This window comes from Paenibacillus sp. MT124 (assembly GCF_058792755.1).
In genome coordinates this window covers 1460878-1486770 of the sequence record NZ_CM179500.1, presented here as the reverse complement: position 1 = coordinate 1486770, position 25893 = coordinate 1460878, and the positions used below count along the sequence as shown (strand labels likewise).

General features: G+C 50.8%; 27 protein-coding genes and 1 riboswitch. Of the genes, 4 read left to right on the top strand and 23 right to left on the bottom strand.

Annotation, left to right across the window (positions count from 1 at the left end; translation table 11 throughout):
* Positions 1–84 precede the first annotated feature (84 nt).
* From AC3RCI_RS06850 to cobD, 11 genes are all read right to left on the bottom strand, one after another.
* Entirely contained in the window at positions 85–1647 is a 1563-nt protein-coding gene (locus AC3RCI_RS06850; RefSeq protein ID WP_492529826.1) for a cobyric acid synthase, read from the bottom strand.
* A gap of 95 nt (positions 1648–1742) precedes the next feature.
* Positions 1743–2729: an adenosylcobinamide-GDP ribazoletransferase gene (gene cobS / locus AC3RCI_RS06845; protein ID WP_492528139.1), complete on the bottom strand. Its 987-nt coding sequence runs from the start codon at positions 2727–2729 to the stop codon at positions 1743–1745.
* Positions 2726–3286 carry a bifunctional adenosylcobinamide kinase/adenosylcobinamide-phosphate guanylyltransferase gene (cobU, locus tag AC3RCI_RS06840; RefSeq protein ID WP_492471664.1) on the bottom strand — a complete coding sequence of 187 codons (561 nt, stop codon included), beginning with the start codon at positions 3284–3286 and terminating at the stop codon, positions 2726–2728. The genes cobS and cobU overlap by 4 nt, the downstream gene beginning before the upstream one ends.
* The gene (gene cobT / locus AC3RCI_RS06835; RefSeq protein ID WP_492471663.1) at positions 3283–4410 is read right to left on the bottom strand and encodes a nicotinate-nucleotide--dimethylbenzimidazole phosphoribosyltransferase; all 1128 of its coding nucleotides are present in this window, start codon (positions 4408–4410) and stop codon (positions 3283–3285) included. Before cobT ends, cobU begins: the two co-directional genes overlap by 4 nt.
* A gap of 48 nt (positions 4411–4458) precedes the next feature.
* Positions 4459–5292 (bottom strand): ABC transporter ATP-binding protein, encoded by an 834-nt coding sequence (locus AC3RCI_RS06830; protein ID WP_492528137.1) that lies wholly within the window; start codon positions 5290–5292, stop codon positions 4459–4461.
* The gene (locus AC3RCI_RS06825; protein WP_095360590.1) at positions 5289–6335 is read right to left on the bottom strand and encodes a FecCD family ABC transporter permease; all 1047 of its coding nucleotides are present in this window, start codon (positions 6333–6335) and stop codon (positions 5289–5291) included. Before AC3RCI_RS06825 ends, AC3RCI_RS06830 begins: the two co-directional genes overlap by 4 nt.
* Positions 6332–7333 carry an ABC transporter substrate-binding protein gene (locus AC3RCI_RS06820; RefSeq protein WP_492528135.1) on the bottom strand — a complete coding sequence of 334 codons (1002 nt, stop codon included), beginning with the start codon at positions 7331–7333 and terminating at the stop codon, positions 6332–6334. Before AC3RCI_RS06820 ends, AC3RCI_RS06825 begins: the two co-directional genes overlap by 4 nt.
* Before the next feature lie 409 nt (positions 7334–7742).
* Positions 7743–7871: riboswitch (cobalamin riboswitch) on the bottom strand.
* Positions 7872–8043: 172 nt separating this feature from the next.
* Positions 8044–8691: a histidine phosphatase family protein gene (locus AC3RCI_RS06815; RefSeq protein WP_492528133.1), complete on the bottom strand. Its 648-nt coding sequence runs from the start codon at positions 8689–8691 to the stop codon at positions 8044–8046.
* Positions 8682–9662 carry an adenosylcobinamide-phosphate synthase CbiB gene (gene cbiB, locus AC3RCI_RS06810; RefSeq protein WP_492529824.1) on the bottom strand — a complete coding sequence of 327 codons (981 nt, stop codon included), beginning with the start codon at positions 9660–9662 and terminating at the stop codon, positions 8682–8684. Before cbiB ends, AC3RCI_RS06815 begins: the two co-directional genes overlap by 10 nt.
* A 41-nt stretch (positions 9663–9703) precedes the next feature.
* Positions 9704–10501, bottom strand: a complete 798-nt coding sequence (locus AC3RCI_RS06805; RefSeq protein ID WP_492528131.1) for an adenosylcobinamide amidohydrolase — start codon at positions 10499–10501, stop codon at positions 9704–9706.
* Entirely contained in the window at positions 10501–11619 is a 1119-nt protein-coding gene (cobD, locus tag AC3RCI_RS06800; protein WP_492529822.1) for a threonine-phosphate decarboxylase CobD, read from the bottom strand. Before cobD ends, AC3RCI_RS06805 begins: the two co-directional genes overlap by 1 nt.
* Before the next feature lie 221 nt (positions 11620–11840).
* On the opposite strand from cobD, the gene lplA reads away from it, so the two are divergent.
* Both lplA and AC3RCI_RS06790 read left to right on the top strand, forming a co-directional pair.
* Positions 11841–12842, top strand: coding sequence for a lipoate--protein ligase (gene lplA, locus AC3RCI_RS06795; protein ID WP_154892548.1), 1002 nt, complete (start codon positions 11841–11843; stop codon positions 12840–12842).
* A gap of 279 nt (positions 12843–13121) precedes the next feature.
* Positions 13122–13925, top strand: a complete 804-nt coding sequence (locus AC3RCI_RS06790) for a Cof-type HAD-IIB family hydrolase (RefSeq protein ID WP_095289219.1) — start codon at positions 13122–13124, stop codon at positions 13923–13925.
* A gap of 104 nt (positions 13926–14029) precedes the next feature.
* On the opposite strand, the gene AC3RCI_RS06785 is transcribed toward AC3RCI_RS06790, so the two are convergent.
* The 3 genes from AC3RCI_RS06785 to AC3RCI_RS06775 are packed head-to-tail and all read right to left on the bottom strand — an operon-like array spanning position 14030 to position 15775.
* Positions 14030–14440, bottom strand: a complete 411-nt coding sequence (locus AC3RCI_RS06785) for a hypothetical protein (protein ID WP_154892549.1) — start codon at positions 14438–14440, stop codon at positions 14030–14032.
* A 24-nt stretch (positions 14441–14464) separates the two neighbouring features.
* Complete coding sequence (locus AC3RCI_RS06780) at positions 14465–14800, bottom strand: hypothetical protein (protein WP_154892550.1); 336 nt, start codon at positions 14798–14800, stop codon at positions 14465–14467.
* Positions 14801–14836: 36 nt separating this feature from the next.
* On the bottom strand, positions 14837–15775 hold the full coding sequence (locus AC3RCI_RS06775; protein ID WP_492528129.1) for a DMT family transporter: 939 nt from the start codon (positions 15773–15775) through the stop codon (positions 14837–14839).
* A 120-nt stretch (positions 15776–15895) separates the two neighbouring features.
* On the opposite strand from AC3RCI_RS06775, the gene AC3RCI_RS06770 reads away from it, so the two are divergent.
* The gene (locus AC3RCI_RS06770; RefSeq protein ID WP_492528127.1) at positions 15896–17320 is read left to right on the top strand and encodes an aminotransferase-like domain-containing protein; all 1425 of its coding nucleotides are present in this window, start codon (positions 15896–15898) and stop codon (positions 17318–17320) included.
* A 147-nt stretch (positions 17321–17467) separates the two neighbouring features.
* Here the strand turns inward: AC3RCI_RS06770 and clpP are convergent, their stop codons facing one another.
* From clpP to cysT, 8 genes are all read right to left on the bottom strand, one after another.
* Entirely contained in the window at positions 17468–18052 is a 585-nt protein-coding gene (gene clpP / locus AC3RCI_RS06765) for an ATP-dependent Clp endopeptidase proteolytic subunit ClpP (RefSeq protein WP_153977386.1), read from the bottom strand.
* 17 nt (positions 18053–18069) lie between these two features.
* Positions 18070–18939, bottom strand: a complete 870-nt coding sequence (locus AC3RCI_RS06760; protein WP_492528125.1) for an RNA polymerase sigma factor — start codon at positions 18937–18939, stop codon at positions 18070–18072.
* A gap of 156 nt (positions 18940–19095) precedes the next feature.
* Entirely contained in the window at positions 19096–19878 is a 783-nt protein-coding gene (locus AC3RCI_RS06755; protein WP_492528123.1) for an MBL fold metallo-hydrolase, read from the bottom strand.
* Positions 19879–20067: 189 nt separating this feature from the next.
* The gene (locus AC3RCI_RS06750) at positions 20068–20514 is read right to left on the bottom strand and encodes a hypothetical protein (protein ID WP_492528121.1); all 447 of its coding nucleotides are present in this window, start codon (positions 20512–20514) and stop codon (positions 20068–20070) included.
* 145 nt (positions 20515–20659) lie between these two features.
* Positions 20660–21721, bottom strand: coding sequence for a sulfate ABC transporter substrate-binding protein (locus AC3RCI_RS06745; RefSeq protein WP_492528119.1), 1062 nt, complete (start codon positions 21719–21721; stop codon positions 20660–20662).
* A gap of 26 nt (positions 21722–21747) precedes the next feature.
* Complete coding sequence (locus tag AC3RCI_RS06740; protein WP_095289209.1) at positions 21748–22812, bottom strand: sulfate/molybdate ABC transporter ATP-binding protein; 1065 nt, start codon at positions 22810–22812, stop codon at positions 21748–21750.
* 1 nt (position 22813) lies between these two features.
* Positions 22814–23611, bottom strand: a complete 798-nt coding sequence (locus AC3RCI_RS06735; RefSeq protein ID WP_127538228.1) for a sulfate ABC transporter permease subunit — start codon at positions 23609–23611, stop codon at positions 22814–22816.
* Positions 23608–24423 carry a sulfate ABC transporter permease subunit CysT gene (gene cysT, locus AC3RCI_RS06730; RefSeq protein ID WP_492528117.1) on the bottom strand — a complete coding sequence of 272 codons (816 nt, stop codon included), beginning with the start codon at positions 24421–24423 and terminating at the stop codon, positions 23608–23610. The genes AC3RCI_RS06735 and cysT overlap by 4 nt, the downstream gene beginning before the upstream one ends.
* A gap of 302 nt (positions 24424–24725) precedes the next feature.
* On the opposite strand from cysT, the gene AC3RCI_RS06725 reads away from it, so the two are divergent.
* Positions 24726–25127 carry a secondary thiamine-phosphate synthase enzyme YjbQ gene (locus AC3RCI_RS06725; RefSeq protein ID WP_153977375.1) on the top strand — a complete coding sequence of 134 codons (402 nt, stop codon included), beginning with the start codon at positions 24726–24728 and terminating at the stop codon, positions 25125–25127.
* A gap of 180 nt (positions 25128–25307) precedes the next feature.
* Here the strand turns inward: AC3RCI_RS06725 and AC3RCI_RS06720 are convergent, their stop codons facing one another.
* Positions 25308–25889 carry a TetR/AcrR family transcriptional regulator gene (locus AC3RCI_RS06720; protein ID WP_095289205.1) on the bottom strand — a complete coding sequence of 194 codons (582 nt, stop codon included), beginning with the start codon at positions 25887–25889 and terminating at the stop codon, positions 25308–25310.
* Positions 25890–25893 lie beyond the last annotated feature (4 nt).

Here is a 25893-nt window from a genome sequence, read left to right as displayed (position 1 = left end):
CCCGTTTCCGGGTACTGCCAATACACATGGGGGTGGTTTTTTATGAATAGGTTATAAATTGCTGATCATCCATCAGCTTGCTATTCAATCCTTAACAGTTGAAGCGGGATCTCGGTACTGGATTCCCATAATTTCGTATACACGTTTCATGTCCAGGGCTGAGCGCAGAGATTCCGCTACCCGGTCGAACTCCATCTCCTTGCGTTCATGAGCACTATAGGTTTCCTGAAGCGGAGCGAGTCCTTTCCCTTGGCGAAGGCCATTAAGCCAGGAGCGGCGGAACTGGTCACTTTCAAACAAACCATGCAAGTACGTTCCCCATACTTTTCCATCCGGGCTCCCCCAGCCTTCCTGAAAAGGCTGACCACCTGGATGAGCAATCTCAAACAGCGCACTCACTTGCTTCGCATCATGGCACTCGGTCACGCCCATATGAATCTCGTACCCATTCACCGGCATGGAATCCACTGAATCTTGATCCCCGTATAGACGAATCGGATGCCGCTGCTGCACATGCCCCGAAGCTCTCACCGTCTGTTTATGTTCCAGAAAAGTGGTCGACAGCGGCAGCCATCCCAGACCCCGTGCCTCCTGAATCTGGTTCGCTTCCACTGCAAACGGATCTTTCAAATGCTGGCCCAGCATCTGATAACCACCGCATATGCCCACAAGCTGGACATGATCACGTTCGGTCTGACTCGCGATAGCTTGCTCGAGACCCGACTCCCTCAGGAATGCCAGATCACCAATCGTATCCTTCGTACCGGGGAGCAAAATGGCGTCCGGCTGTCCCAGTTCTTCCGGGGAAGTCACATACCGCACATTGACATCCGGTTCGCGGGACAGCGAGTCAAAGTCCGTAAAGTTGGAAATCCGCGGATAACGAATCACGGCAAGATCCAGCTCCTGTTTCCCTGATTTGCCATGACGCATGGAGTCCAGCACCACGGAATCCTCGGCTTCAATCTGAATATCTCTTATGTAAGGCAGTACGCCCAATACCGGAATGCCTGTCCGCTCTTCGAGCCAGTCGAGTCCGGGCTGCAGCAGGGACAGATCCCCCCGGAATTTGTTAATGATAAATCCTTTTACACGCTGGACCTCATGCGGCTCCAACAGCTCAAGTGTGCCTACAATGGAAGCAAACACGCCTCCGCGATCAATGTCCGAGATCAAAATGACTGGCGAATCCGCCCAGCCTGCCAGATTCATATTGACAATGTCCCGGTCCTTCAAATTAATCTCGGCCGGACTGCCTGCGCCTTCCATCAATACAATATCATAGGTTTCGCGCAGCCGATTCAGCGCATCCATGACTGTCTGCTTCGCTTCCGGCAGGAAATGCTGACGATAGTCCGAAGCACTCATCTGGGCAAAAGGTACACCGTGCACCACGATCTGCGAGTGCATATCCCGCACGGGCTTGATCAATATCGGGTTCATATCCGTTGTTGCTTCAATACCGCATGCTTCTGCCTGTGCTCCCTGGGCTCTGCCAATCTCCTTGCCATCTTCGGTTACATAGGAGTTGAGCGCCATATTCTGTGATTTAAACGGGGCCGGTCTGAAGCCATCCTGCTTGAATATCCGGCATAATGCCGTAGTAATAACACTCTTCCCCACATCCGATGCCGTACCTTGCAGCATCAATACCGCTGCTTGTCCTACAGGCGTATCCTGCACGTTCCAATCACCTCAGCTCTTTCGCGTTATGCTCCACATTGCTCATTTCCGTTCGTTCCCTATAACAAAAATAATCCCTGCAGCAAACTTAACACCGTCAGCAGAGCGGCTTCCAGCAGCTCATTCATCGCACCATATGTATCTCCAGTAAGTCCGCCCAGCCTCTCGCTGATGCGTCCGGCAACGAACTTGCCGATGAGATACGCCGCCGGCGGTACCAAAATGGCAGCTGCAATAGGATATAGCCACCAAGGTAATGTCCCAAGGCCCCTGTCCATCGCCAGCATTTCTACCATACTGCTGCCTGGCTGAAAGATCCACACCGCGGCAAGTGTAATGACAGCCGCCAGGATGGTCAGTCCAACCGCAGCGCTCCGTGCCCGCGGGACTTCTTTTCGTTCACCAAGGCCCTTGAACAGAACTGCAAGTCCATCGTCCCCCCTGGCATTCGGCCAAGCCGAAATGGCATATACCATGAACCAGCGGCTCCAGATCATGGGCAGAATCAGCAGTGCTCCATACAGCCAGTTCCCACGTGCGATAAAATCAGCAATTAAGGCTGCTTTCATCATGAGCAGCAGCACACAGGCAATCACGCCCATGGCTCCAACGCGGCTGTCTTTCATAATCTCCAGCATTCGCTCACGGGTACGATAGCTGAGCAGGCCATCTGCTGTGTCCATCCAGCCATCGAGATGGAGTCCCCCCGTAAGCCATACCCATAGGGTCAGGGTCAATACAGCCGCAGGGAACGATGGCAGCAGTGCACCTGTAAGCGCGCCACCAATCCAGACACTTAAGCCAATGGCCGCACCGACCAGCGGATAATACACTACGCTTTCCCGCAGCAGTGGCGGAACGAAGTCAATCTGCATTTTCACCGGAAAACGGGACAAAAATTGAAAAGCGGCCGCAGCCGCATGTTTTTGATCCAGTCTGTTTACATTCTCCGCATCCAGAGCAGGGCCATGGTTAACCTGATTCGTATTGACGCCACCGCTATTATTCTCATGATTTTGCTGGCTGCCGTTACCGTCATGGCTCATAAGCGATACTCCTTGCTCTTCAGCTCCATTGCAATCCCTACCGTTACCAGGAAAACCTCGCGGCTAATGGCAGCAACTCGCTGATTCAATATGCCCGCCAGATCCCGATATCTTCTGCCAAGCGCATACTCCGGTACAATGCCGTCCCCCACTTCATTCGTAACCAGGACAAGCAGCCCGGGATAGGACTTGATGGCGGTTACCAGCGCATTCATATGATCCAGAACAACCTGCTCAGGCTCTTGCTCATGGGTAAGCAGGACGTTGGTCAACCAGAGCGTCAGGCAATCCACCAAAATGGTCGGAGCTGACGATCCTGTATACGATTCTCCCATTCTTGTAATGAGTTCTGGCAGTGCCAAGGGTTCCTCCACGGTATGCCACAGGTACCCAACTTCATCCCGCTGATTCTGATGCAGACGTATCCGTTCACGCATCTCATCATCATACGCCTGTGCGGTTGCGACATACCAGGCCTCGGAGGAGCGCTGCATGCAGAGACGCTCGGCGAAGGAGCTTTTGCCGCTCCTTGCCCCGCCCGTTACAAGTACGCTCATGGAGATACCTCTCCCCGAACTGTCGAAGCAGCTGTCGATGAGTCATCCGCGCGCCCATTCTCATTCGAGCCTCCCGATACACCAGCACTTGCAAATGTGGCCATCTCATTCAGAATACGGCAAGCCGCATCGATCAAATGAAGGCTGAGCACACCACCTGTTCCCTCACCCAGCCGCATGTCCAGATCCAGCATCGGTTTGAGGCCAAGTTCGCGCAGAAGCGCAGCATGTCCACTTTCATGCGAGGTATGGGAAGCAATCATATATTCCACACTGACCGGAGCAAGCTGTCTCGCAATCAGTGCTGCTGCAGTGGAGATAAACCCATCCACCACCACAGGGCAGCCATGAGCTGCCGCTGCAAGGATGACACCTGTCAGTCCGGCAATTTCCAATCCGCCCACTTTGCCAAGCACATCCAGGGCATCGTCTGCATCCGGTGCATTCACACTAAGCGCCCGGCTGACTACAGCAGCTTTACGCTGTAAACCTGCGTCATCCATCCCTGTTCCCCGACCAACCGCAGATGCGGGTGCCGTTCCGGTTAAAGCACACATGACTGCGGCACTCGCTGTAGTATTTCCGATACCCATTTCACCGGTGACAAATAATTGAGTTCCCTTGGCGACTTCAGCAGCCACAACCTCGGCTCCGGCAAGAATCGCCTGGATCGCTTCATCACGGCTCATGGCTGGACCCTGCGCCATGTTGGCTGTACCTTTGCGTACTTTGCGGGAGACCAGGTCCGGGTGTTCCAGATCGGCATTCACGCCAATGTCCACACAGATGACATCTGCCCCTGCATGGCGCGCTAGAACGTTGACGGCCGCTCCTCCTGCCAGAAAATTATGAACCATCTGCGGCGTTACCTCTGCCGGGAACGCACTGATGCCTTCGGCAACGACGCCGTGATCGGCAGCCATAACAATGACGGCCCTGCGATCCAGACAAGGCCGAGCCTCGCCGGTTATCCCCGCAAGTCGAATAACCAGCTGTTCCAGTTTGCCCAGACTGCCGGGCGGTTTCGTTAATGAATCCACATGTGCCGAGGCTTCTGCCGCCACTTCTTCATTAGGACCCACGATCCGATCGATTAACTGTTCCAACGTCTGTTCATTATTCATACCGCCAGCACTTCCTTCATCAAAATATAGGGTTGCCCCGCTTTTCATTCACTCGTGTTCTCGCCGCAGCAACAATTGCGGCAATCCAGTATCGGGATGATTGACCATTGCCGGGCTCACCCGGAATATATCCCGAATGTTCTCTTCCGTCATCAGCGAATGTGGTGTTCCACTGCTTACGCACATGCCCTCACGCAGAGCGAGAATCTGATCGCAGAATTGCGCAGCGAGGTTCAGATCGTGCAGCACAGCGACAATGGTAATCTTGTTTTTTTGCCGCCAGGAAGATAATAGCTCCATGAATTGCAATTGATATCGGATATCAAGAAATGTGGTTGGCTCATCCAGCAATAATAATTTGGGCTCCTGGGCCATGACTTTGGCGAGCGCAACCCGCTGCCTCTGCCCTCCACTGAGTGCATCGAGCGGCCTGTCGGCCATTTCGGTTAGACCCAATTCTTCCAGTACCCGGTCCACCACGGCTGCTCCATCCGCCGATTCCCTGCCTAACCAATTCTGATAAGGATAACGTCCCATCTCCACCACATCTCGGACGGGATAAGAGATGGCAGGCAGGCCATCTTGCTGCAGCACCGCAATCATGCGGGACAGATCTTTGCGAGTGTATGAGGTAATCTCCCGCCCTGCAATCCGAATGCTGCCTGCGCCAGGCTGTTCGGTTCCTGCAATGAGCTGGAGCAGCGTTGATTTCCCGCTTCCGTTTGGACCAACGACACCCCACCATTCGCCTTCTGTGACACGCCAGTCCACGTTATGCAGTGCCCGGTGCTCTCCATACATTTTGCCTGCTCCAGCAACTTCAATCAGTGGATCCTTTGGGGTAACGCTTGTACCCATGTTTGTACTCATGCTTGTACTCATGGCATCACCCCTTTTCGCAGCTTTTTATTCCGATGCAGCAGATACGCGAAGAAAGGAGCTCCGACAAAGGCCGTCACCACACCAAGCGGAATTTCGGTCGGTGCCAGCAGGGAGCGTGCAATCGTATCGGCCCATACCATGAAGATGGCTCCGCCAATCGCGGACAAGGGAACCAGCAAACGATAGTCAGGCCCAACAATCAGCCGAAGAATATGCGGGATAACAAGACCTACGAATCCAATGACACCCGAAACCGAAACAGCCCCGGCGGTAAGCAGTGTTCCTACGGCAAGGACGGATAGCTTCAACCCATCCACCTGGACACCGATATGTGCAGCCTGCCGTTCCCCAAGTGCAAGAACATTCAAGGAACGGGCACGGCTCCAGAGGAAAATCAGACCCAGTATAAAATACGGGAAAAGGATGGCCGTATACGACCACCCACGCAGAGCCAGACTTCCCATCGTCCAGTATATAATTTCGTTAATCGTCTGTTTCGACATGGTCGACAGGAAGGAGACCACCGCTCCCAGAAAACTTTGCATCACCACACCAGCCAGAATCAGGCTGTGCGTAGGTATTTTTCGCCCTTCACGAGCCAGGGCGAGTACAAACCATAATGTAAGCACGCCCGTCAGAAACGCAACGAGCGGCAAGGTCCAGATTCCGATCAGTGCATACTGCAATCCGAAGAAAATCAGAAAAGCAGCGCCCACCGATGCGCCAGACGATACGCCAAGCGTAAACGGATCTGCCAGCGGGTTACGAAGAACCCCCTGGAAGCCCGCTCCGGCGATAGCCAGCGATGCACCCACGAGTACAGCAAGCAGTACCCGCGGGAACCTGACCTTCCATATAATTTGCTCGGCTGCCGTACTCCAGTCGGGCGTGATCCAGTCTCCGATCCATGGCATGTGATGAAGCAGAATGCCTGCAATGTCACGGACAGGCAGAGCCACTGAACCGATGCCCGTACAGATCAGCACAGTCAGCACAAGCAGCAGAATTCCAGCTGTTCCGTACACTGCCAGCTTTTTACTCATTGGAACAGGTCAGGATAGATCGCTTTGGCAACAGCTTTCAAACCTTCCGTTACACGTGGGCCCGGACGGCTCAGCAGATTGGCATCCAGGCCAATGACTGCATCGTCTTTCACCGCCGTGATTTGATCCCAGCCGCTGCGCTCTTTGATGATCTGATCCAATGTTTTGGAGTTCTCATCAATAACATCATTGGCGTACAGAATGACATCCGGATTGGAAGCGATAATGTTCTCTTCGTTAATTTCATTCCAGCCCACGAGGTCGGAAGCAACATTGATCCCACCGGCTACCGTGATCAGTTCATCCATGAATTCGCCTTTACCCACAGTCCAGCCCGGGGAGAATTCAACATATACCTTTTTCTGATCTTCCGACTTCACAGCCTTGACCGCTTCGGTTACGTCAGCCACGTCCTGTTTCATCTTCGTGATGAGCTCCTGTGCCTGCTCCTGATGATCCGTGATTTTGCCGAACGTTTCGATGTTGTTCATGACATCGTCTATCGATTTCGGATCTGTTTTGAAAATGGTGATACCCAGCTCGCGCAGCTTGGTCACAGCCTCTTCGCTCATGGAGATGCCTGTAAATACGATGTCTGCTTCAGCTGCGATAATTGACTCTTCATTTGGCTTCGACACACCGCCCATTTTCGGTTTGCTCGTTGCAGCTTCCGGATAATCGTCATAGTCGGATACACCTACGATCTGCTCGTCCAGTCCAAGCGCGAACAATGACTCGGTTTCTGCCGGAGACACGGATACGATTTTGGCTGGCGCTTTCTCAAACGTGAAGGTTTCACCCGTTGCATCCGTTACCGTAAGTGGATATTGTGTTTTGAGATCCGTCTGCTCCTGGCCTTGGGATTGCTCCTGTGCCGGCTGCTGCGTAGCTGTACCTGTTCCCTCGTTCGTTGTTGCATTTCCACATCCAGCCAAAGCCAGTGTGAGCATCGCTGCTGTCAGCAGGGACGCCATGCCTTTCCAATTCTTGATGTTCATTCTGTTCATTCTCCCCTTCTCTATTTGTACTATTTCTTGCAACATGCTCAAACTCCTACTCCCCATACTTTGGTGTTCCTATATAAGGTTTGAACTGCAGCGTTTACACGTTAACGGAGAGTGCAGAACCGATCTGAAGAAACGAAGTGTTCGCATTTATCACCGGATTTCCCCTTTTGATAAGGGGATCAAAGAAATCTGGGGATAACAGCGATCGGAAGATGGTACTGCAATCGTAGTGGTCTAGTGTAAAGCTTACAGGTTCATCCTATATGAACAAAAAAATCCCCGATCCTTACGTCAGGATCAGGGATGACGTCTCGCATATGGCGATCTGCACATCTACAGCGTACCCGCTGTTCATGCACATAGAATTGCCCGAAACGCTGTCCTTTCCTCGAAGGAACACCGGTTTGTACGTCCAGGGCAGGTAACCTGACTTACAGGACTGTTCGTCCTGATTTACAGTGGCGGGACCGTGCCGGATTCACACCGGCTTCCCTATTTCACCCATTGTGCCGTTCATCGTTTGCATTAACTCGATGAGCTCTTCTTGCTCGCACAAGGGACCCGTGGTCGCTGATATTGTAACCATTCAAGTGAGCATGTACCATCCATCAGCGCTTAAGCGCATAACGAGATATGTATTCATGCTGAAGTCACACTTCTGTTGTGATTATAGGTTATATTGCACATCCTTACAACCCGATTCACGGAAAAGATACCCTGCTTGAAACCCAGCTATTTCCCCTTTTTTCAAGCCGAACCTTAATTGCTTGCCCCGGAATGACCTGCGTATCCCAGAATCCCAGTTCTGGTATGAGGCGTGACATGGCATACCGAATGACACCGCCATGGGTAATTACGGCAACCGCAGGAACATGATTTTCTTCGGAATGTTCCCCTGGCGAAACGGACACAAGGCACTCCTCCACGAAGGAGTCGATCCTCGCAGCAAATGCCTGCCAAGGCTCACCGCCCGGTGGCGTCACATCCTGCGGTGCATCAATCCAATCCCGGTAGAGCGGATTGTCCTTGAGCTCATCGTAAGTCATCCCTTCCCATTGCCCAAAATCAATCTCACGCAGACGCCGATCAAGCTGTGCTTCTCCTGCTTGTACCGGAGCGATTTGTTCCACGGTCTGCTGGCAGCGCAGCAGATCACTGCAATACAGTGCATCCCATGTGATCCCGCGAATGGACTGGCGAAGCGGCGCCAGTTCCCGCTCTGCATCCGGCAGGAGACCGATATCCGTATGTCCGAGGTATCTCTTTTCCACATTCCAAGAAGTTGTCCCATGACGGATAAACATGATCTCCCGCATTTCAGTTCCACGCTTCCCGGATTCTACTTCCATAACAGTGCACCTCCTGCTGTCCAGATGCCGAACGTTACCAACCAGCATAACAGCACAAAAGCTCCCGCCGACCAGAACATCAAACGCGTGGTCCGCACGATATCCTCTGCTTCCATCAGTCGTGTCTGATCACCCATATAAGCTCGAAAAGAAGCCACGCCGTGGTAGACGTTATGCCCGCCAAGCCTGATACCCAGCGCTCCCGCAACGGCAGACTCCGGGAATCCGCTGTTCGGGCTTGGGTGCAATCTGGCATCCCGACGAACCATGCGTGCAGCGCCTTTTGCATTTAATCTCATGAACCATGCACCTGTAATGAGCAGCCAGGCAGTAAGCCGCGCCGGAATCCAGTTCGCCCAATCATCCAGACGAGCAGAGGCCCAGCCAAGATGCAAATACTTTTCATTTTTATAACCAATCATGGAATCCAGCGTATTGACGGCCCGATAGGCCATCGCAAGCGGGGCACCGCCAATCAGGGCATAGAACAGCGGTGAAACGATGGCATCCACGATGTTCTCCGCCACAGTCTCCACGGTTCCCCTCACCACTTCCGGTTCATCCAGATGCGCTGTATCCCGCCCCACGATCATACCAAGGGAACGTCTTGCCGCTGGCCAATCCCTTTCTCTCAGATGACGATACACTTCCATGCCTGCATCCTTCAGTCCTTTGGAAGCAATGGTGGTGGCAATCAGTACCACTTCAGCGATAACGGCAACCACCGGGTGAACAAGTCCAAGGATGTATAACACTCCCCAAGTAAGCACCAATGAACCACCCGCAATGACGATCGGAAATAGCAGCCCTGCCCGTTTCAGCCCCTGATCGCTGCTCACTCGTTTTCGTATGGTCCGCTCCAGTGCAGAAATTCCTTTCCCGATGCCGATTACCGGGTGGGGAATCCAGCGAGGATCTCCAATGAGGCGATCCAGTATGTATGCTGCCAAAATAATCCATGCCCCTGTCATTCCTGCCCAGATGGGCCAGTCCGCCCATTGACTCAGAGATATCATCGCTTGCTATTCCTCTCTTTCCACGCCTGTCCAGCTTGCAAACTTTCGGTAACGGCATCATAGACAACACGCCCAATACCTGCCCCAATTACTGTGGCTGTACCTGCGTAAGAGATCAGTGGTTTCCCCTCCCCCTGACTCGTGGCAAGCACAATGGCATCCGTCGTCGTTCCTGTTGCAGTCAGTCCATTTTCCGCATCCATTACACCGCAATCCGAGAGCGCTGCCGTTTTGGCTTCCACTGCTGTCTGAATGGCATTGACCATGGCTCCGGGCGTCATGCGGCCGTTGATCCATAACATGATATTAATTGTACCGGGAGTGTAGGGTGACTCTGCTGCTATGCCCTCTGGGCTAGTTATGTTCCCTGCAGCATTAAATACGGTTCTTGCGGAGCCTGCACGCGCAGCATTGGATACACCTGCTGTCGTACAGCACAAGATCCCTGCTTCATCGCCCACAACTTCCTGAACCGATGTGTGCTCAAGCTTAACGGCTGTTAGCAATCCGGCACACGCTGTTGTGCGTTCCTCCCACCCTCTCAGGAGGTCTGCAATATCACGCGGCGGGTACTCACAACGATAATGCCTGTCTACATAAATATTGAATATGCGATCCAGCTCGATCATACCCCCGCCGTACACGGCACTCGAAATGGCGTTTACCCGGTAAGGGATCGATGCTCGAATATGGCGTTCATGTGCGCTGATGGTTAACCCGGGCCATGCAGAAGAAGTATATTCATTTTGCTCTGCATTTGCATGGGTAAAGTACTGCAAGAATGGCAATGCCATTACTCCGCCCCCCCGCCCGTTGGCACCGGATTCGTCTGTCCGCTCACACTTCTCATTTCGTTCACCAGACGAAGATTCGACTTCGCGTCCTTCACTGCCAGTCGGATATGTCTTTCCCCAAGTCCAGGGTACATGGCACAGCTTCGGATCAGAATTCCCCGCTCCCCCAGAGCCGCTTGTATGGTTGCCGCTGTCCATGGCCGCGGCACACGTGCCAGCAAGAAGTTCGCTTCCCCGCGTGTCACTTCGCATCCACAGGCTTCCAGGCCGGATGCCAGTTTCTCTCGTTCAAGCGCCACCAGTTTCAACGTCTCCCGTTCAAAAGCTTCCCCGCTGCTTAGACAGGCTTCTCCCGCAATCAGTGCCAGTCCGTTGACACTCCAGGTTACCTGTTTCTCCGTCATGGCACGAATCAGATCCGGGCGTGCAATCGCATAGCCAAGCCGAAGACCCGGAATGGCATAAAATTTGGTCATCGAGCGAATGATGATCACCTGTGGGTAATCCTGTAATCGGGAAGCCAGGGATTGTCGCTGCGTTTCAGGAATGAAATCCATAAATGCCTCATCGATCACCAGGACAGTATCTGTCTTCTCTGCATGACGGGCCAGCCGCTGCAATACTTCAACCGGATACTGTACTCCATTGGGGTTGTTCGGCTGTCCAAGAAACAGCAGGTCCACCTGCTCCATCAGCCTCTCGATATCTTCGGGAGCTGCTCGCCATTCGAGCTCCTCCTGCCCCAGAACATGATGCATTTCTGCCCCAAATTGCTTGGACAATGAACGATACTCCGAGAACCCCGGTTCCACTGTGCCCACCTTCCGGGGAGAGAGTCCGAGCAGGATCAGAGCCATGCTTTCCGCAGCTCCATTCCCTATAGATATATATTCCTCTGACAGGCCGAGGCGTTCCCCAAGCAAGGATTTGAATGTCCGATGTGCAGGATCAGGATAACGAAGTATCGCCCGCATCCCTTGCTCCAACGCCTTCAGAACATCCTTGGGTGGACCCAGAGGGTTAATGTTTGCACTAAAATCAAGGAAATCCTCAGGACTCCCGCCAAATCTTGACGCAGCAGTCTCCACGTCACCACCATGTCCAAAAACTTCAATGATACCGCTCATTTTTGTCCGTCATCCTTTCTGCATGTCATTTTTATTATGGATGGCGTAACTGTTACGGGTCAATCCTGATTTGCCTAAACCATGCATTCCCTGCTTCAATTCCTTTGTGTCCAAACGACAATTCGATTACAATAGAAGAGGAATTTTGATTCGCAGGCGCAACACTACATAAGGGATCATCGTCCCTCACATACATTAATGGAGGAATGACCATGCTGTTTGTTGATAACCAGGGCATTACAGATCCTTCTGTAAACCTCGCAATTGAGGAATACATTTTGAAGCATCTGCCGATGGATGACAGCTATCTGCTGTTTTACATTAACCGCCCTTCCATCATTATTGGAAAACACCAAAATACTATCGAAGAGATTAACATCGAATATGTTCAGGATAACGGTGTGCAGGTTGTACGTCGTCTCTCCGGAGGCGGAGCAGTCTACCATGATTTGGGCAACCTCAATTTCAGTTTTATTACCAAGGATGACGGACAATCCTTCCACAACTTCCGCAAGTTCACCCAGCCTGTCGTGGAAGCTCTGCAGGAGCTTGGTGTGAATGCCGAGCTGACCGGACGCAACGATCTGCAAGTCGGGGAAAAGAAAATCTCGGGTAATGCCCAGTTCTCCACCCGCGGACGCATGTTCAGTCACGGAACGCTCATGTTTGACCTTAATCTGGATCATGTTCAGGCATCCCTGAATGTTAATCCCGAGAAATTCAAATCCAAGAGCACCAAATCCGTACGCAGCCGGGTCGCCAACATTCGGGATCTGATTGACAGCAACCTGACCATCGAACAATTCCGGGACGAGCTGTTACGCCACATCTTCCGTATGGAGCCGCAGGATGTTCCCCAATATGAACTCACGGAGAAGGATTGGGACAAGATCAAGGAAATCTCCGCTGAACGTTACAGCAACTGGGACTGGAACTATGGATTGTCTCCCGAGAGCAATGTGAAGCATACCCGCAAATTCCCTGTCGGCATTATCGATCTGCGCATGAACATCAAGGATGGACGAATCGAGGATATCAAAATCTTCGGTGACTTCTTCGGTGTAGGCGATGTAGCGGATATCGAAAATATGCTGCGCGGCAAGCGTTATGAGGAATCCGAGGTACGTACGGCACTTGAAGACCTTGATGTGAAACACTACTTCGGTAACCTGGAGCTGGAGGACTTTATCGGCCTCGTTTTCCTGGAAGAATAGATTTAGATGTAAGTATAGTTTTAGAACAAATTCCTTTATTACACTTTAACGGAAAAAGCTGAATCAATCTGGAGAAGCAAAGCGTTCGCCTAAAAGCTTTCTGAAAGAAAGCTGCATCGGAAGCATAAGCTATCCCTGAATTTTCCCCTTTACATAAGGGACTCAAAGAAATCTAGGGATAGCAGTGATCGAAAGATGATTCTGCGTTTGGAGTGATCTGGTGTAATGATGGATCCATTCGTTCGTGATTAAGATACAGATAAAAGGAGAGAAACTCAAATGGCTTACAAACTGATGGCAATTGACATCGATGATACCCTCATCAACGACAACAAGGAAGTAACCCCTGCAACACAAACGGCATTGGAGCAAGCGGTTGCTCATGGTGTAGTCGTTACCCTGGCAACAGGACGTGCCTATGCTTCGGCACAAGCACTTGCCCGCCAAACGGGATTAAACGTGCCGATCATTACGTATCAGGGCGCTTTGGTCAAAAACCTGCTGGACGAGAAAGTACTCTATGAGCGCTATGTACCGCAAGACGCTTCCCGCAAATTGTACGACTACTGCCTGGAGAACAATCTCCATCTTCAAACGTACATTGATGACAAGCTGTATGCTCGCGAAGAGAACGACAAACTGCGTGATTATGCGAAGCTGAATGGTACCCAGTACCATATCGAGCCGGACTTCATCAAAGTTATTGAACAACAAACACCAAAATTGCTTATCATCGATGAGCCAGACTATCTGGATAAAGTGGCCGTTGACCTGCGTGAATTGCTTGGACCAGAAGTCCATATCACCAAGTCCAAACCATACTTCCTCGAGATCATGCATCGCGAAGGTACCAAAGGCCATGCCCTTACATTCCTGGCAGATCACTTTGGTCACCAATTGAGCGAATGCATTGCGATCGGTGATTCCTGGAATGACCATGAAATGCTGGAGGTTGCCGGCCTTGGCGTGGCTATGGGCAATGCGATCCCTGCTCTTAAAGAGCTGGCAGATTACATTACGGCAAGCAACAACGAAGACGGCGTGAAACAGGTCATTGAGAAATTTGTTTTGAACGCTGAGTAATGCGATAACGCTAATCATACGGTAAAATAAAACAGCCCCGGGAAGCGAATAAACTCGCTGAACCAGAGGCTGTTTTTGTTTTGGTTGTATCTTCGGAATCATTTTTATTGATATCGGGAATTCAACCATCTTCTGCGAAAATAACCCAACAATGAATTAAACATTAGAAATACCAGAGCTCCGACACCAAACAGCAGTGCAATCATAATCGATTCGCTATGGGGACCTTTAACCTGCAGAATCATTGCCAAGATGCCTACGACAGTGCCAACAAGATAATAAACGACTGTTTTCCATATCCCGCTTTTTCGCTTGAGACAACGGTCCAACACTGCCATGAGTGGCAAACCTGCAAACAGATAGAATGCCCATAAAATCAAAAAAACGGTCAGGAACTGATTGCTGAAAGGCACCATTACTGCTGCCGTTTCAATATCATTCGGATAGCGATCCACCCAGGCAGCAAGGAGCGAGAGAGTAAATGCCGAACAGATCGTTGCGTAAAATTTGATCATGCTACTCTCCCCTTTGACCTGCTTTTATCGATCTTGGCCGTCATATGAACCTCGTATGTTGCTTCCGTACTGCTCATCAAACTCGCGGTTCCGTTCCCGGATCTCTTGTATCGTCTTTCCCTTGTTCATACCAGCAATCAGAACAGTCAACAGAAACACCACACCCATAGCAAACAATAAGATCGCCACAACCAATCCGATGAGGCCACCTGTCTCCGACACAGCTTCCAAATAACGTCCCCATTTGGTGGACCAGACAGTTACTAACGGAATGTGTATAACAGCAGCAATATGAATAATGCCATAAAGTACAATGCCCGCGAACAGAAATATTGCACCGAGTCTTTGTTTGTTCAACATGATTCCCCACCTCATTCCTTGTAAAAAAGGCAATTCCTATTTTACCACAGGTTTGGAAGTTTGCACCAATGAATTGGTTCGTTTACCTCTCTTCAGCCAGCTCATCACGTTCTCATTCATTGCCAGCAAGCCGGATACAACAAGCACCACACCGATCCAGGTGATCCAGCTTACATGTTCACCATAGACAACCGCTCCAAGACCGACCGCAATCGGAGGAGAAATGTACAGCCAGGTTGCCGGGAACAGCGGGTTGGTACGCGACATAATCCAGTAGAACAGGCTATGCCCTACCATTGAACCAATTACCGTCAAGTAGATCAGGGACAAGATCGCCGGAGCCCAGTCAAGTCCAGACCTGCTCCACGATTCTGTCACCGCCGAGAGCCCGGATAACAGCAAGCCTCCATACATCATCTGCACGGCGTTAATCGCTACGGGACTTGCTTCCTTGAACTGGTTGATCACCTTCTTGGAGTACAGGGCGCCTGCCGAATAGCATACTTCTCCCACAAGTACGGCGATACACCCCCATAACCACAGTGAACTCCCGCCAATGGATACACCGGGTAAAACGACAAGCACAACGCCCCCGAAACCGATCAGGCAGCCTGCAATCATGCGGGCAGAGGTTTTCTGCCGCAGCAAAGCAGTCTGCATTACCATAATCATCAACGGCCCGGTAGCTGATAAAATAGCCCCAACCCCTGAGCTGACATATTGCTCTGCCCAATATAAAGTGGCAAACGTACCAAAGGTCAGCCCAGCTCCGGTCAGTAGCATTTCTTTTCTCCACAGCAGGGACAGACTTACCTTCCCTTTCATCCACATCCATGCAAACATCAATGCACCTGCAATGATAAAACGTAATCCGGCCGATAGAAAAGGCGGCATGCCTGCCTCGACCCCAATTTTAATCGCCAGGAACGTTGTTCCAAAAATAAGACACATTACTGTAAATGCTGCTGCAACCATGCTAGCCCCTCCTTTATCTGTTCTCCATCATATAGCACTGTCTACAGAACAGAATGACGAAAACAGAACAGAATCCGCTCATTTCCTGTTACAATAGAGTCCAAAAGGAGCGTGAGTCGGGTGGGCAAAACCATGTCGATGACAGATAACAGCCTTAAACTATATGAACAGGTGGTTCATTATCTCGTGGTGCGTATTGAGGCGGGAGAGTGGGCCGAACATGAAAAGCTCCCTTCCGTGCGAAGCCTGTCCGAGCAGCTCGGTGTACATCGGCTTACGGTATTCAAAGCCTATCAGGAACTGAAGGAACGCGGGAATGTGTACGTTAAGGACAAGTCCGGTTATTATGTCAGTCCTGCTGATCCTTCGCCTGTAGCGGACCAGGCAGATGACCCTGCTGTATCCGCCTGGCTGCACTGGGACTCACTCGCGCGGGTGCAATCTCTTGAAGCGGAATATCAATTTTCGAAGTCACTGATTGATTCCGCCCTGCTCCCTAACCGTTACTGGGGAGAACTCATGCGGGATTTGCTGGATCAGTACCCCCGGCTGCTCGGTACGTATTCAACCATTCAGGGTGATATGGAACTGCGTAGTGCGCTGGCAAGCCATCTGACACTGAAAGAGCGATTTTATATCTCAGCAGAAGAAGTACTTATTACCACAGGAGCACAGCAGGCCATTGATCTGATCTCCCGAAGCCTGGTCAGACCGGGGGACCGTGTCTTGATGGAAAGGCCGACCTACGGCCCTGCCATGGAAATTTTCCGCAAACAGGGTGCACGCCTGATCTTCACGGATATACACCCGGCGGGTTATGATCTGGAACAGATTGAGCATCTGATGAAGACGGAGAAGCCCCGCGTATTTTACATGACGCCAACCTTCCAGAATCCGACCGGTATTAATATTCCAACCGAACAGCGGAAACAGCTTCCCGAACTTGCCGAACAATATGGATGCTTTCTCGTTGAAGATGACAGCACGTACGATATTTATTTTAAAGAGAAGCCTCCGGCGCCAATCTTTACGTACGATACGACAGGACACACGCTCTACATTCGCAGCTACAGCAAATATGTTGCGCCGGGTCTGCGTATTGCGGCCATTATGTGCCGTCCCCGGTTTATGCCAGGACTGCAGGCGGTGAAAGCATTGGCTGATAACGGAACTCCCCTTCTGAACCAGAAGCTGTTTCTCCGTTACTTTCAATCTCCGCGCATGCATCAGCATCTGTCGAAGCTGCGTACCGCCATACAATTACGGATGGAAGTCATGGAAAAATGTCTGCAAGAAACAGACTGGAATTGGACCCGGCCTGAGGGCGGACTCAACATCTGGGCGGAGCTTCCGGAAGGCATCGATACAGGACGACTGCTTCACCAGTGCATGGAACATTCTGTGGCGTTTGTCCCCGGAACGGTATTCGATCCTTCGGACGCTTCCGCCAGTCGCAAGCTGCGTTTGTCCTTCTCCTATACACACGAACAGCAGATTCGCGAAGGGATGAACCGACTCATGGAACTTGTTACAAGGATGAATTAGCTCCCGTATGTTTCCACTAATGAACGGACAACCACAATGGCATTACAGTGAAATTACAGTAAATGAATCAAAGAGAAGAGCCCGGAAGATCATATGACCTTCCAGGCTCTTTAGATGCTTTAAGGTGTAAATTATACGGCTGCTTCCTTAATCTGTTCTGGATATGACTTTGTCCACCAGTCCATATTCCACCGCTTCCGCTGCGGTCAGGAAATAATCGCGATCCGAATCTCTCTCGATGCGCTCCAGCGGTTGGCCTGTATGGTTCGCTAACAGCTCATTGAGCCGCTGGCGGTGCTGAATGATTCGGTTGGCATGAATCAGCATATCCGATGCCTGCCCGCGCGTACCCCCATGGGGTTGATGGATCATAATCTCACTATTTGGCAGAGCGAACCGTTTTCCTTTGGTTCCCCCGACCAGCAGAATCGTACCGAAACTCGCGGCCATGCCAGTGCAGATCGTTGAGATATCCGGCTTCACAAATTGCATCGTGTCATAGATTGAGAATCCGGCTGTAACAGATCCACCCGGACTGTTGATGTACATCTGGATATCCTTTTCGGGGTCCTCTGCGGTCAGAAACAGAAGCTGGGCCACAATGGCATTTGCCATCTGATCCTCAATCTCCCCGGACACCATAATGATTCGATCTTTTAGCAAACGTGAATAAATATCATAGCTCCGCTCACCGCGGGCTGTCTGTTCAACTACATAAGGTACATGGTTCATGCCTGTCGCCTCCCGGTTTACGCAACCATGAGCGCGGCATATCCTCCTCCATACATCATTGAAGTCATGCCGGAATTGGAATACCCGTACATCATTGGCTGCGATGATGAAGACGGCAAAGACTGCTGCAAAATCGTTCCTGCCACGGCCACCGGATCATCCGTACGATTGAGGCACAGATCAATCAGACGCGCCGCATCTCCACTGCGAAAAGCCATCGAATAACTTCGCAGCTGCTCTGCGCTCACTGAATCTTCATCTGCGCCACTCGCTGCTTCGCCTTCCGTTTCCAGGCGGCTTCGTCTGACGCGTTCCAGAGCAGATCTGGCGCGATTCAGCGCGGCTTTGACCGCTCCTTCCGATGTATCCAGCATCTCCGCAGTCTCTGCCGTCGTGTAACCCATTAAGTCACGTAATACATATATCGCTCGCTGCCACGGCGGCAGCTCATGGACAAGGATCTGAACAGCAGACTCGATCTCCTCGAATCGCTCCTCATCCGCACATTCTTGCATAAATGGTTTCAGGCTATCCAATTTACAAGCGAGCTTCTCCCGCTTCCGTATGACGTCAATCCATGTGTTTCGCGCAATCCGGATCAGATAGGCTTCCCAGTTCATCTCTTGCTTTGTACCACAGGACTGCATAGCCGAAGAAGCCAGCATTTTCACGCAGGTATCCTGAACCAGATCCTCGGCCTCCCAGGTTGAACCAGTCAGAGACAGACAATAAGCGTAGAGACTGCTCATCAGATCTGGCAGCATACTTTCCATCATCTGTTCCACGCTGTATTCAGCTTGATGACCAGTCTGGGTATATGGTTTAAATGGGTTACGATGATCATGTGGTCTGTTGATTCTGCAATCCACGGACTTCACAAAGGCCATGTTTGGGGCCCCCCTTTGTTGGTTCCTGATTGATCTTGCTTCATGTCATGCTTTTCGATGACTTGCTCTTCTGGTCTTACACTATGTAAACGAAGAACCTCCGGTAAAGGATACGCTCTTCTGTATTTATTTTTTTATATTCCAAATAGGTTCAACTTAAACGCCGCCCAAAGGTACCTTCATGCCTGTAGCTGCCAGCCTAATACCTGGATCCAGATCGTAGTTTTGCTGTACATCCACGTCATGAGACATATGGGTAAAATAGGTGCACCCCGGTTTCAGTTCCCGCAGCAGTTCCTGCGCCTCACGCATGTCGTATACGGATCGTGTGGAGAATTCCGCAAGCTCATGGACAAAGCTCGTTCCGAGCACCAGCAGATCCAGCCCGTGCAGCGGCTTCTTCTCTGCTTCCTTCAGATCGATGGCATCCGAACAATACGCCCAGGTGTACCCTTCCCGCTCAAGCCGATATGCATAGGAATAACCGTTTTTACCATGGCAGACCTTCCAGGAGTGCACGTTCCATCCGCCAAGCTGGATATCATCATCCGTTTCCAGAAAGTTCATGTGCGCGCTTAGCCAAGGAAATTGCCCCTGAATGGTGGTGATTACTTCGCGCGGTGCGTACAAGCTGCCCTTAACCCCCTGCCAGCGGCAGGCATCTGCCCATTCCGGCAAACCTCCAATATGGTCAAAATGCGCATGTGTCACCAATAATGTATGAACCATACGCAATCCCTGATCCTCCATCTGTGATCTCCAGTCTGGTCCGCAGTCAATCATAAACGGTTCGGCTGCGCCATCTGAATGGATTAGAACAGAAGAACGTTTACGCTGGTTGATCCCGGTCTGACGGGCCTCCGTGCAGACTGCGCAATCACAGTATACACGCGGTACGCCCATGGCATCCCCGGTTCCCAGAAATGTTAGCTGATTCAATACCGTGATCCCCTCTCTCTCCATTGCTGTACTTTCTAAGAAGTTCTGTTTCCTAAATTGTATATCCTTGCCCCCTGCTTTTGCAAAAAAAAAGCTCTCCCTATGCAGTTCATATCCTGCAACAGGGAAAGCCTGATCGCTGACTACATGTAGTCAGCGTATGTAACTTCTACTTGGCCCGCTTGTCGCCTAGACCAAGGCACGCAATTTCAAGGTCAATTCCTGACCCTCGGGCACATCTCTCGAATCCGTAATGACCCAATTCGATGCAAGGCGCTTCGCCAGCACTTCTGCCTGCTCCGGCTTCAACTTCAGACCGGTTACTACGCCCTCACCAACCGTGAAATCACGCTCCGGCTGAAGACCAAATGCCTTCTCGATCCAGATACCCAGCCCGCCCCGGGTATTAAATGTCATCCGGTAGCCGCCTCGAACTGCGGCTTCCAGGTTCTCGCCGTGCTCATCCGCATACGTGAAAAATTCATCATATTTGTAATCCTCTTCGGATACCGCGTCAAAAGCAGCCACATCCTTGGCCTGTATAGCTCTCAGTATCTCAGCGTCAGACATCCCCTTACCACGGGCTTGTTCCAGCCGAATTGCCGTACTCTGGGATAATTTGATCTCTGAACTCATTATATTCACACCTTTCTGCAGGACCCTCCAGACAGCTTGGTCTGCACACTACTATATGATTTCCATTTACAGCAAAAAGCCTTCATCTCTACTATATTCAGCGAAATGAAGGCCTCATGTCAATGCTTGGATAACACGTCACCAATCACAAGCCTGCCAGCACCTGATACCATACTCCGCGTTTGGAATATAGCGTACTGCGGACTTCGTCCCAGCCACCAAGGTAATGGATATCAAACAGACCTTCAGGAGTTGGAAACGAGGATTCAGTCTCGGCAAATACATTCGGGTCTACCGAACGAAAACCATGCTTGGCAAATATCCGCTGAGCCTCCGGAGTTCTCAGGTAGTCCACAAAGGCCTCTGCCAACTCCCTATTCCCATGTTTATCCGCATATTTATCCACCACTACCGCCGGATTTTCAATCAGAATGGTATTCTTCGGTACAACGATATCGTATTTAACACCCTGGGCTATTCGGGCAAGCAATTCATTCTCATAAGTCACGATGACATCGCCGACGCCATATTCAAAGGCTGCCATGGAAGATCGGCCGCTCTTATCCAGCGACTCGACATTTTCATGCACCTTCTCCAGAAATGCTTTGGCAGCGGCAGGGTCCTTCTGGCCCTTTTCTTCCGACATCTTCAGCCCAGCTCCGTAGATCGCATTGATATCCCATTGGGCTCCGCCTGACGTTTTGGGGTTGGGGTACAGCACCTTGACTCCCGGTTTGGTCAGATCTTCAAAATCACGAATTCCAAGTGGATTGCCATCCCTTGTTCCAAGAACAACAATCGAACGTGTAATCATGCCATCATTCGGCGTTTGTTTCCAATCGGAGGTCACGAGGTCGGCTTTGACCAGTTTATCGATGTCACTTTCCATGGCGAGCAGTGCCACATCGGCCTCGAAACCGCCAACAATGGCCCTTGCCTGGGTACCTGAGGCTTCGTAGGACTCCTGGAAATTGACCGTCTGTCCGGTTTTTGCCTTCCATTCCTCCTTGAACTTGGGCAGCAGCTCTCCGATAGCATCCTTGGCTACACTGTATGCACCAATGACAAGCGTATTGGATTGTTCAGCTGCAGAGGGTTCGTTCTGTTCGCCTTCCGCTTCCTGATTGCTGCAGCCTACGGTCATGCAGACGAGCAGAAGCATAAGGACAGCGTATAAGGGGATTCTTTTCTTCTTCATCGTCTGCATGGGGCAGCCTCTCTTTCGAGTGCATTTTAGATCATGACCGGCATTGGATCTTCCTTCAAACGATTCTCGACAACCCAGCTATCCGTATCATTAAACAGATAAGCCCGGTGTACAAGCACACGAATCTGTTGACCAATCTCCAGTGTCGTTTTCTCAAGTGAACGATAGGTGATCAGCTTGTGGCCCTGTACCTCGACTTCCACCATCCATTCACTACCACGGAAGTGAAGATGCTTCACTGTGCCCTTTTCGGTAGCTGACAGCATGGAAAACTCGTTTTTCAGACCAATCTCGATATACTCAGGCCTGATTAAGGCACGCGTATGATCTCCTTCTACCGCATGTTCGAAGCCTTTAAGCTGCGAGGCATCCTCCACAACGGTGGATTCACCAATAAAGGTTGCCACAAATGGAGTCTGCGGATTTTTGTAGATATCCCACGGTGTTCCTTTTTGCTCTAAACGGCCTTGGCTGATAATCATGATCTCATCTGCAACCTCGATCGCTTCATCCTGGTCATGTGTTACAAATATCGAGGTAATGCCTACACGCTCGATCAGCTCTCTCAACCATGAACGCAGCTCTTGGCGAATCTTGGCATCGATGGCGGCAAAAGGCTCATCCAGCAGCAGCAGCTGCGGCTCAGGAGCCAAAGCTCTGGCAAATGCGACACGCTGGCGCTGTCCACCGGACAGTTGATGCGGATAGCGCTGTTCAAAACCTTTTAGCCCGGTCAGCTCAACAAGTTCCATGACCCGATCGCGAATCTGGGCTTTCGGTGTCTTTTTGACCTTAAGTCCAAAAGCGATATTATCAAAAACCGTCATGTGTTTGAACAAGGCATAGTTCTGAAAAACGAACCCGATTCCCCGCTCCTGCGGAGGCAGATGATTCACAACCTTGCCGTGAAAGCGAATCTCTCCGGAGTCCGGGTTTTCCAGACCGGCGAGCATGCGCAGAATAGACGTTTTGCCTCCTCCACTGGGCCCTAGCAGACCGATCAGATGGCCTTTGGCAATATCGAACGAGACATCTTTTACCGCATGAAATTGACCGAAATGTTTGTTCAGATCACGGACTTCCACATGCATATCAATGCACTTCCTTTCGCTTCTTGGCCCATTCCATCATGAGCAGTAGTCCAACGGAAAAGGTAACCAGTACCAATGCCACACCATTTGCGGCAGAGACATTAAAATTCTCAACATCCTGATAAACAAGCGTTGTTGCTGTCTGCGTTTTGTTCATAATATTGCCCGACACCACCAGCACTGCACCGAACTCTCCAAGCGATCGTGCCACGGTAAGTACAAGCCCGTATACGACAGCCCAGCGGATGGAAGGCCAGGTGACACTCCAGAACGTTCTCCACCCATACGCGCCAAGCGTTGAAGCCGCCTCTTCCTGCTGCGAACCGAGTTCCTGCAGGACCGGCATAACCTCCCTGACCATCAGCGGGAATGTGACAAACAGCGTTGCAATGACCATACCCGGGAAGGCGTAGACTACATTGAAGCCGATTCCTTCAAAAAAGCCACCCATAATGCTGTTCGGCCCGAGCAGCAATACAATCATCAATCCGCCAATGACGGGGGACACCGCATAAGGCAGGTCTACAATGCTGTTCAGCAATCCTTTGATGCGATCACTAAGCCATCCGGCACGAACGAGATAAATGGCCATCATAATGCCAAACAATGTATTTAACAGCGTGACGACCAGAACAACAAGTCCGGTCATCATCAAGGCATGCAGCGCCTCAGGGCGCATCAGCCCATCCAGGAAGCCTCCTGCACCGTCTTCAAATGCTCCGAGCAAAATGCGTCCCAAAGGAATTATCAGAAGCACAATAAATACCGCAAATGTCAGTCCGATTAATAGCCGTCTCATCGTCTTCTCCCCCGCATCTGCACCAGATTAATCAGCCAGAGGATCAGGAAAGAGAGCGTGAGGAGCAGCACGGATACAGCAGCTGCACCCGTAGGATTGTCACTTTCAATCTCGCCGTAAATAAATACGGAAGCCGTCAGTGTTCTGCCCGGGATGTTACCCGCCACCAGCACAACTGCTCCAAACTCTGCAAGTGCTCTGGAGAAAGCAAGCATACCACCGCTAATCATGCCTGGAGCCATAGAAGGCAGAATAACCTGCCTGAACGTACGTGCCTTCGATGCACCCATGGTATAGGAGGCCTCTTCCTCAGAAGGGTCGAGCTCCTCCAGCAGCGGCTGCACCGCACGAATCACGAATGGAAACGTAACAAAGGTCATCGCAATGACGATCGCAGGCTGATGAAACACGATTTCAATTCCCATGGTTTCAGCCAGCTTGCCTACAGCACTGACCGGTCCTAGCAGCAGCATAATCATTAATCCGCCAACTGCAGTAGGAAGTGCAAAGGGCAGATCTACGAGACTGTTGAGAAACGATCTCCCAAAGAAACGATAACGCGTGAGTACCCAGGCAATCATGGTGCCCAGTACCACGTTAATCAGTGTGGCGACAACAGCCAGTCGAACGGTCAGCAATACGGCTTTCCACGCGATTGGATCCATGATGCTCTCGGCGAAATTGCTCCATCCTTCAGAGAAGGAATTGACGTACACACCGATAATCGGAAGCACGATGAGTACAATAAAATATAGCAATACAGTACTGCGGAATCCCCAAGTCCATCCCTTGTGACGAAGAACGGTGTTCATTGCTGCATTCCCTCCCAGCCTCCGGCTCCATATCCGGTCGGCAGTCTCCCTGCTTTGTTACATTCATTTTCCTAAGTTGGATTATATCACTTTAACATTATTCCCATTAGTCTACTTGGTTTTTTGCTTATCTGATACTTTACCAGTTTGCAGTGCTAACCGTCAATGTTTTTATTGTATATAATTTGGGCGATTAGCAGATGATTTGTTAACCATTTTGCCCGTGAATTGTGGTTTGTTTGAATTGGAGTGGTTAAGGTACAATCTAGAAGAGAATTTACGAGGATAAGGAGTGGTGCCAGATGTTATATACGAAAAAAATATCGACCTCCAGACGGGATGAAATCAAGGATATTACCAGAGAAGTAGAGCAGGTTGTCCGTAATAGCGGTGTACAAAACGGAACTGTACTTGTCTATTGTCCCCATACCACAGCAGGTATTGCCATTAATGAAAATGCCGACCCGGATGTTAAACATGACGTGCTGCTTCGTCTGGACGAGGTGTATCCTTGGGAACATCCCCAATATCGACATGCTGAGGGGAATACTGCTTCCCACCTGAAATCAATCACAACCGGTCCATCTCAAACGGTGATTATTCATGAAGGCCGATTATTACTCGGCAGATGGCAGGGTATTTATTTCAGCGAATTCGACGGCCCTCGTGAGCGGGAATATTTTATCAAGATCATGGAAGGCTGATTCAGCCAAACGCAAACAGGCGGACAACCCTGATTTAGGGCTGACGATCCGCCTGTCTTGGTCTTTCGCGCTAATAAACTTTCGCGAGACAACGTTATAAAGAATTAATGTTATGACAATTCACCGCCCTGAAGTATAGGAGTGCGACAATAGCGCCTTTTATAGGACGCCAGGCTGGTGTTATAGATTGCGGCATAGTACTTTGACATGAGATAATGCCGACGATTCAATCTCAGCAAACGTTACACGATCCTGAATATAATACGATATAAATCCGTGCATGGACAAAAACAGTGTGCGCGGCACACATTGGATATCCTCATCCGTACAGCCTTCCTCGTTCATGTACTGCCTGACAATGGAAGCAAACAATTCGAAGCATCTTCCCTGCTCCGTACGACAATAGGATAACAGCTCCTCATCCCGAATCATGAACATAATCTCGTATTGATACGGATTCTCCAGACCAAAACGAATGAATTCGAGCATGATATGCTCTACCTTGCTCATACCGCCCACGACTGGCCTGACCATGGCTTGCAGCAGCAAATGTCCCAGATGATTGAAATCTTCTACCACAATGGCATAGAACAATTCTGCCTTTTCCTTAAAATGATAATACAGCGACCCATGACTATAGCCCAGATGCTGGCCGATGCTTCGCATCGAAATGGCGCGGTATCCTTTGGTAATAAAAAGATGTCTCGCCGCCTCCAGGATCCGCTCCCTCGACAACTCTTGTTCGACTGCTCTTCTAGCCATATAT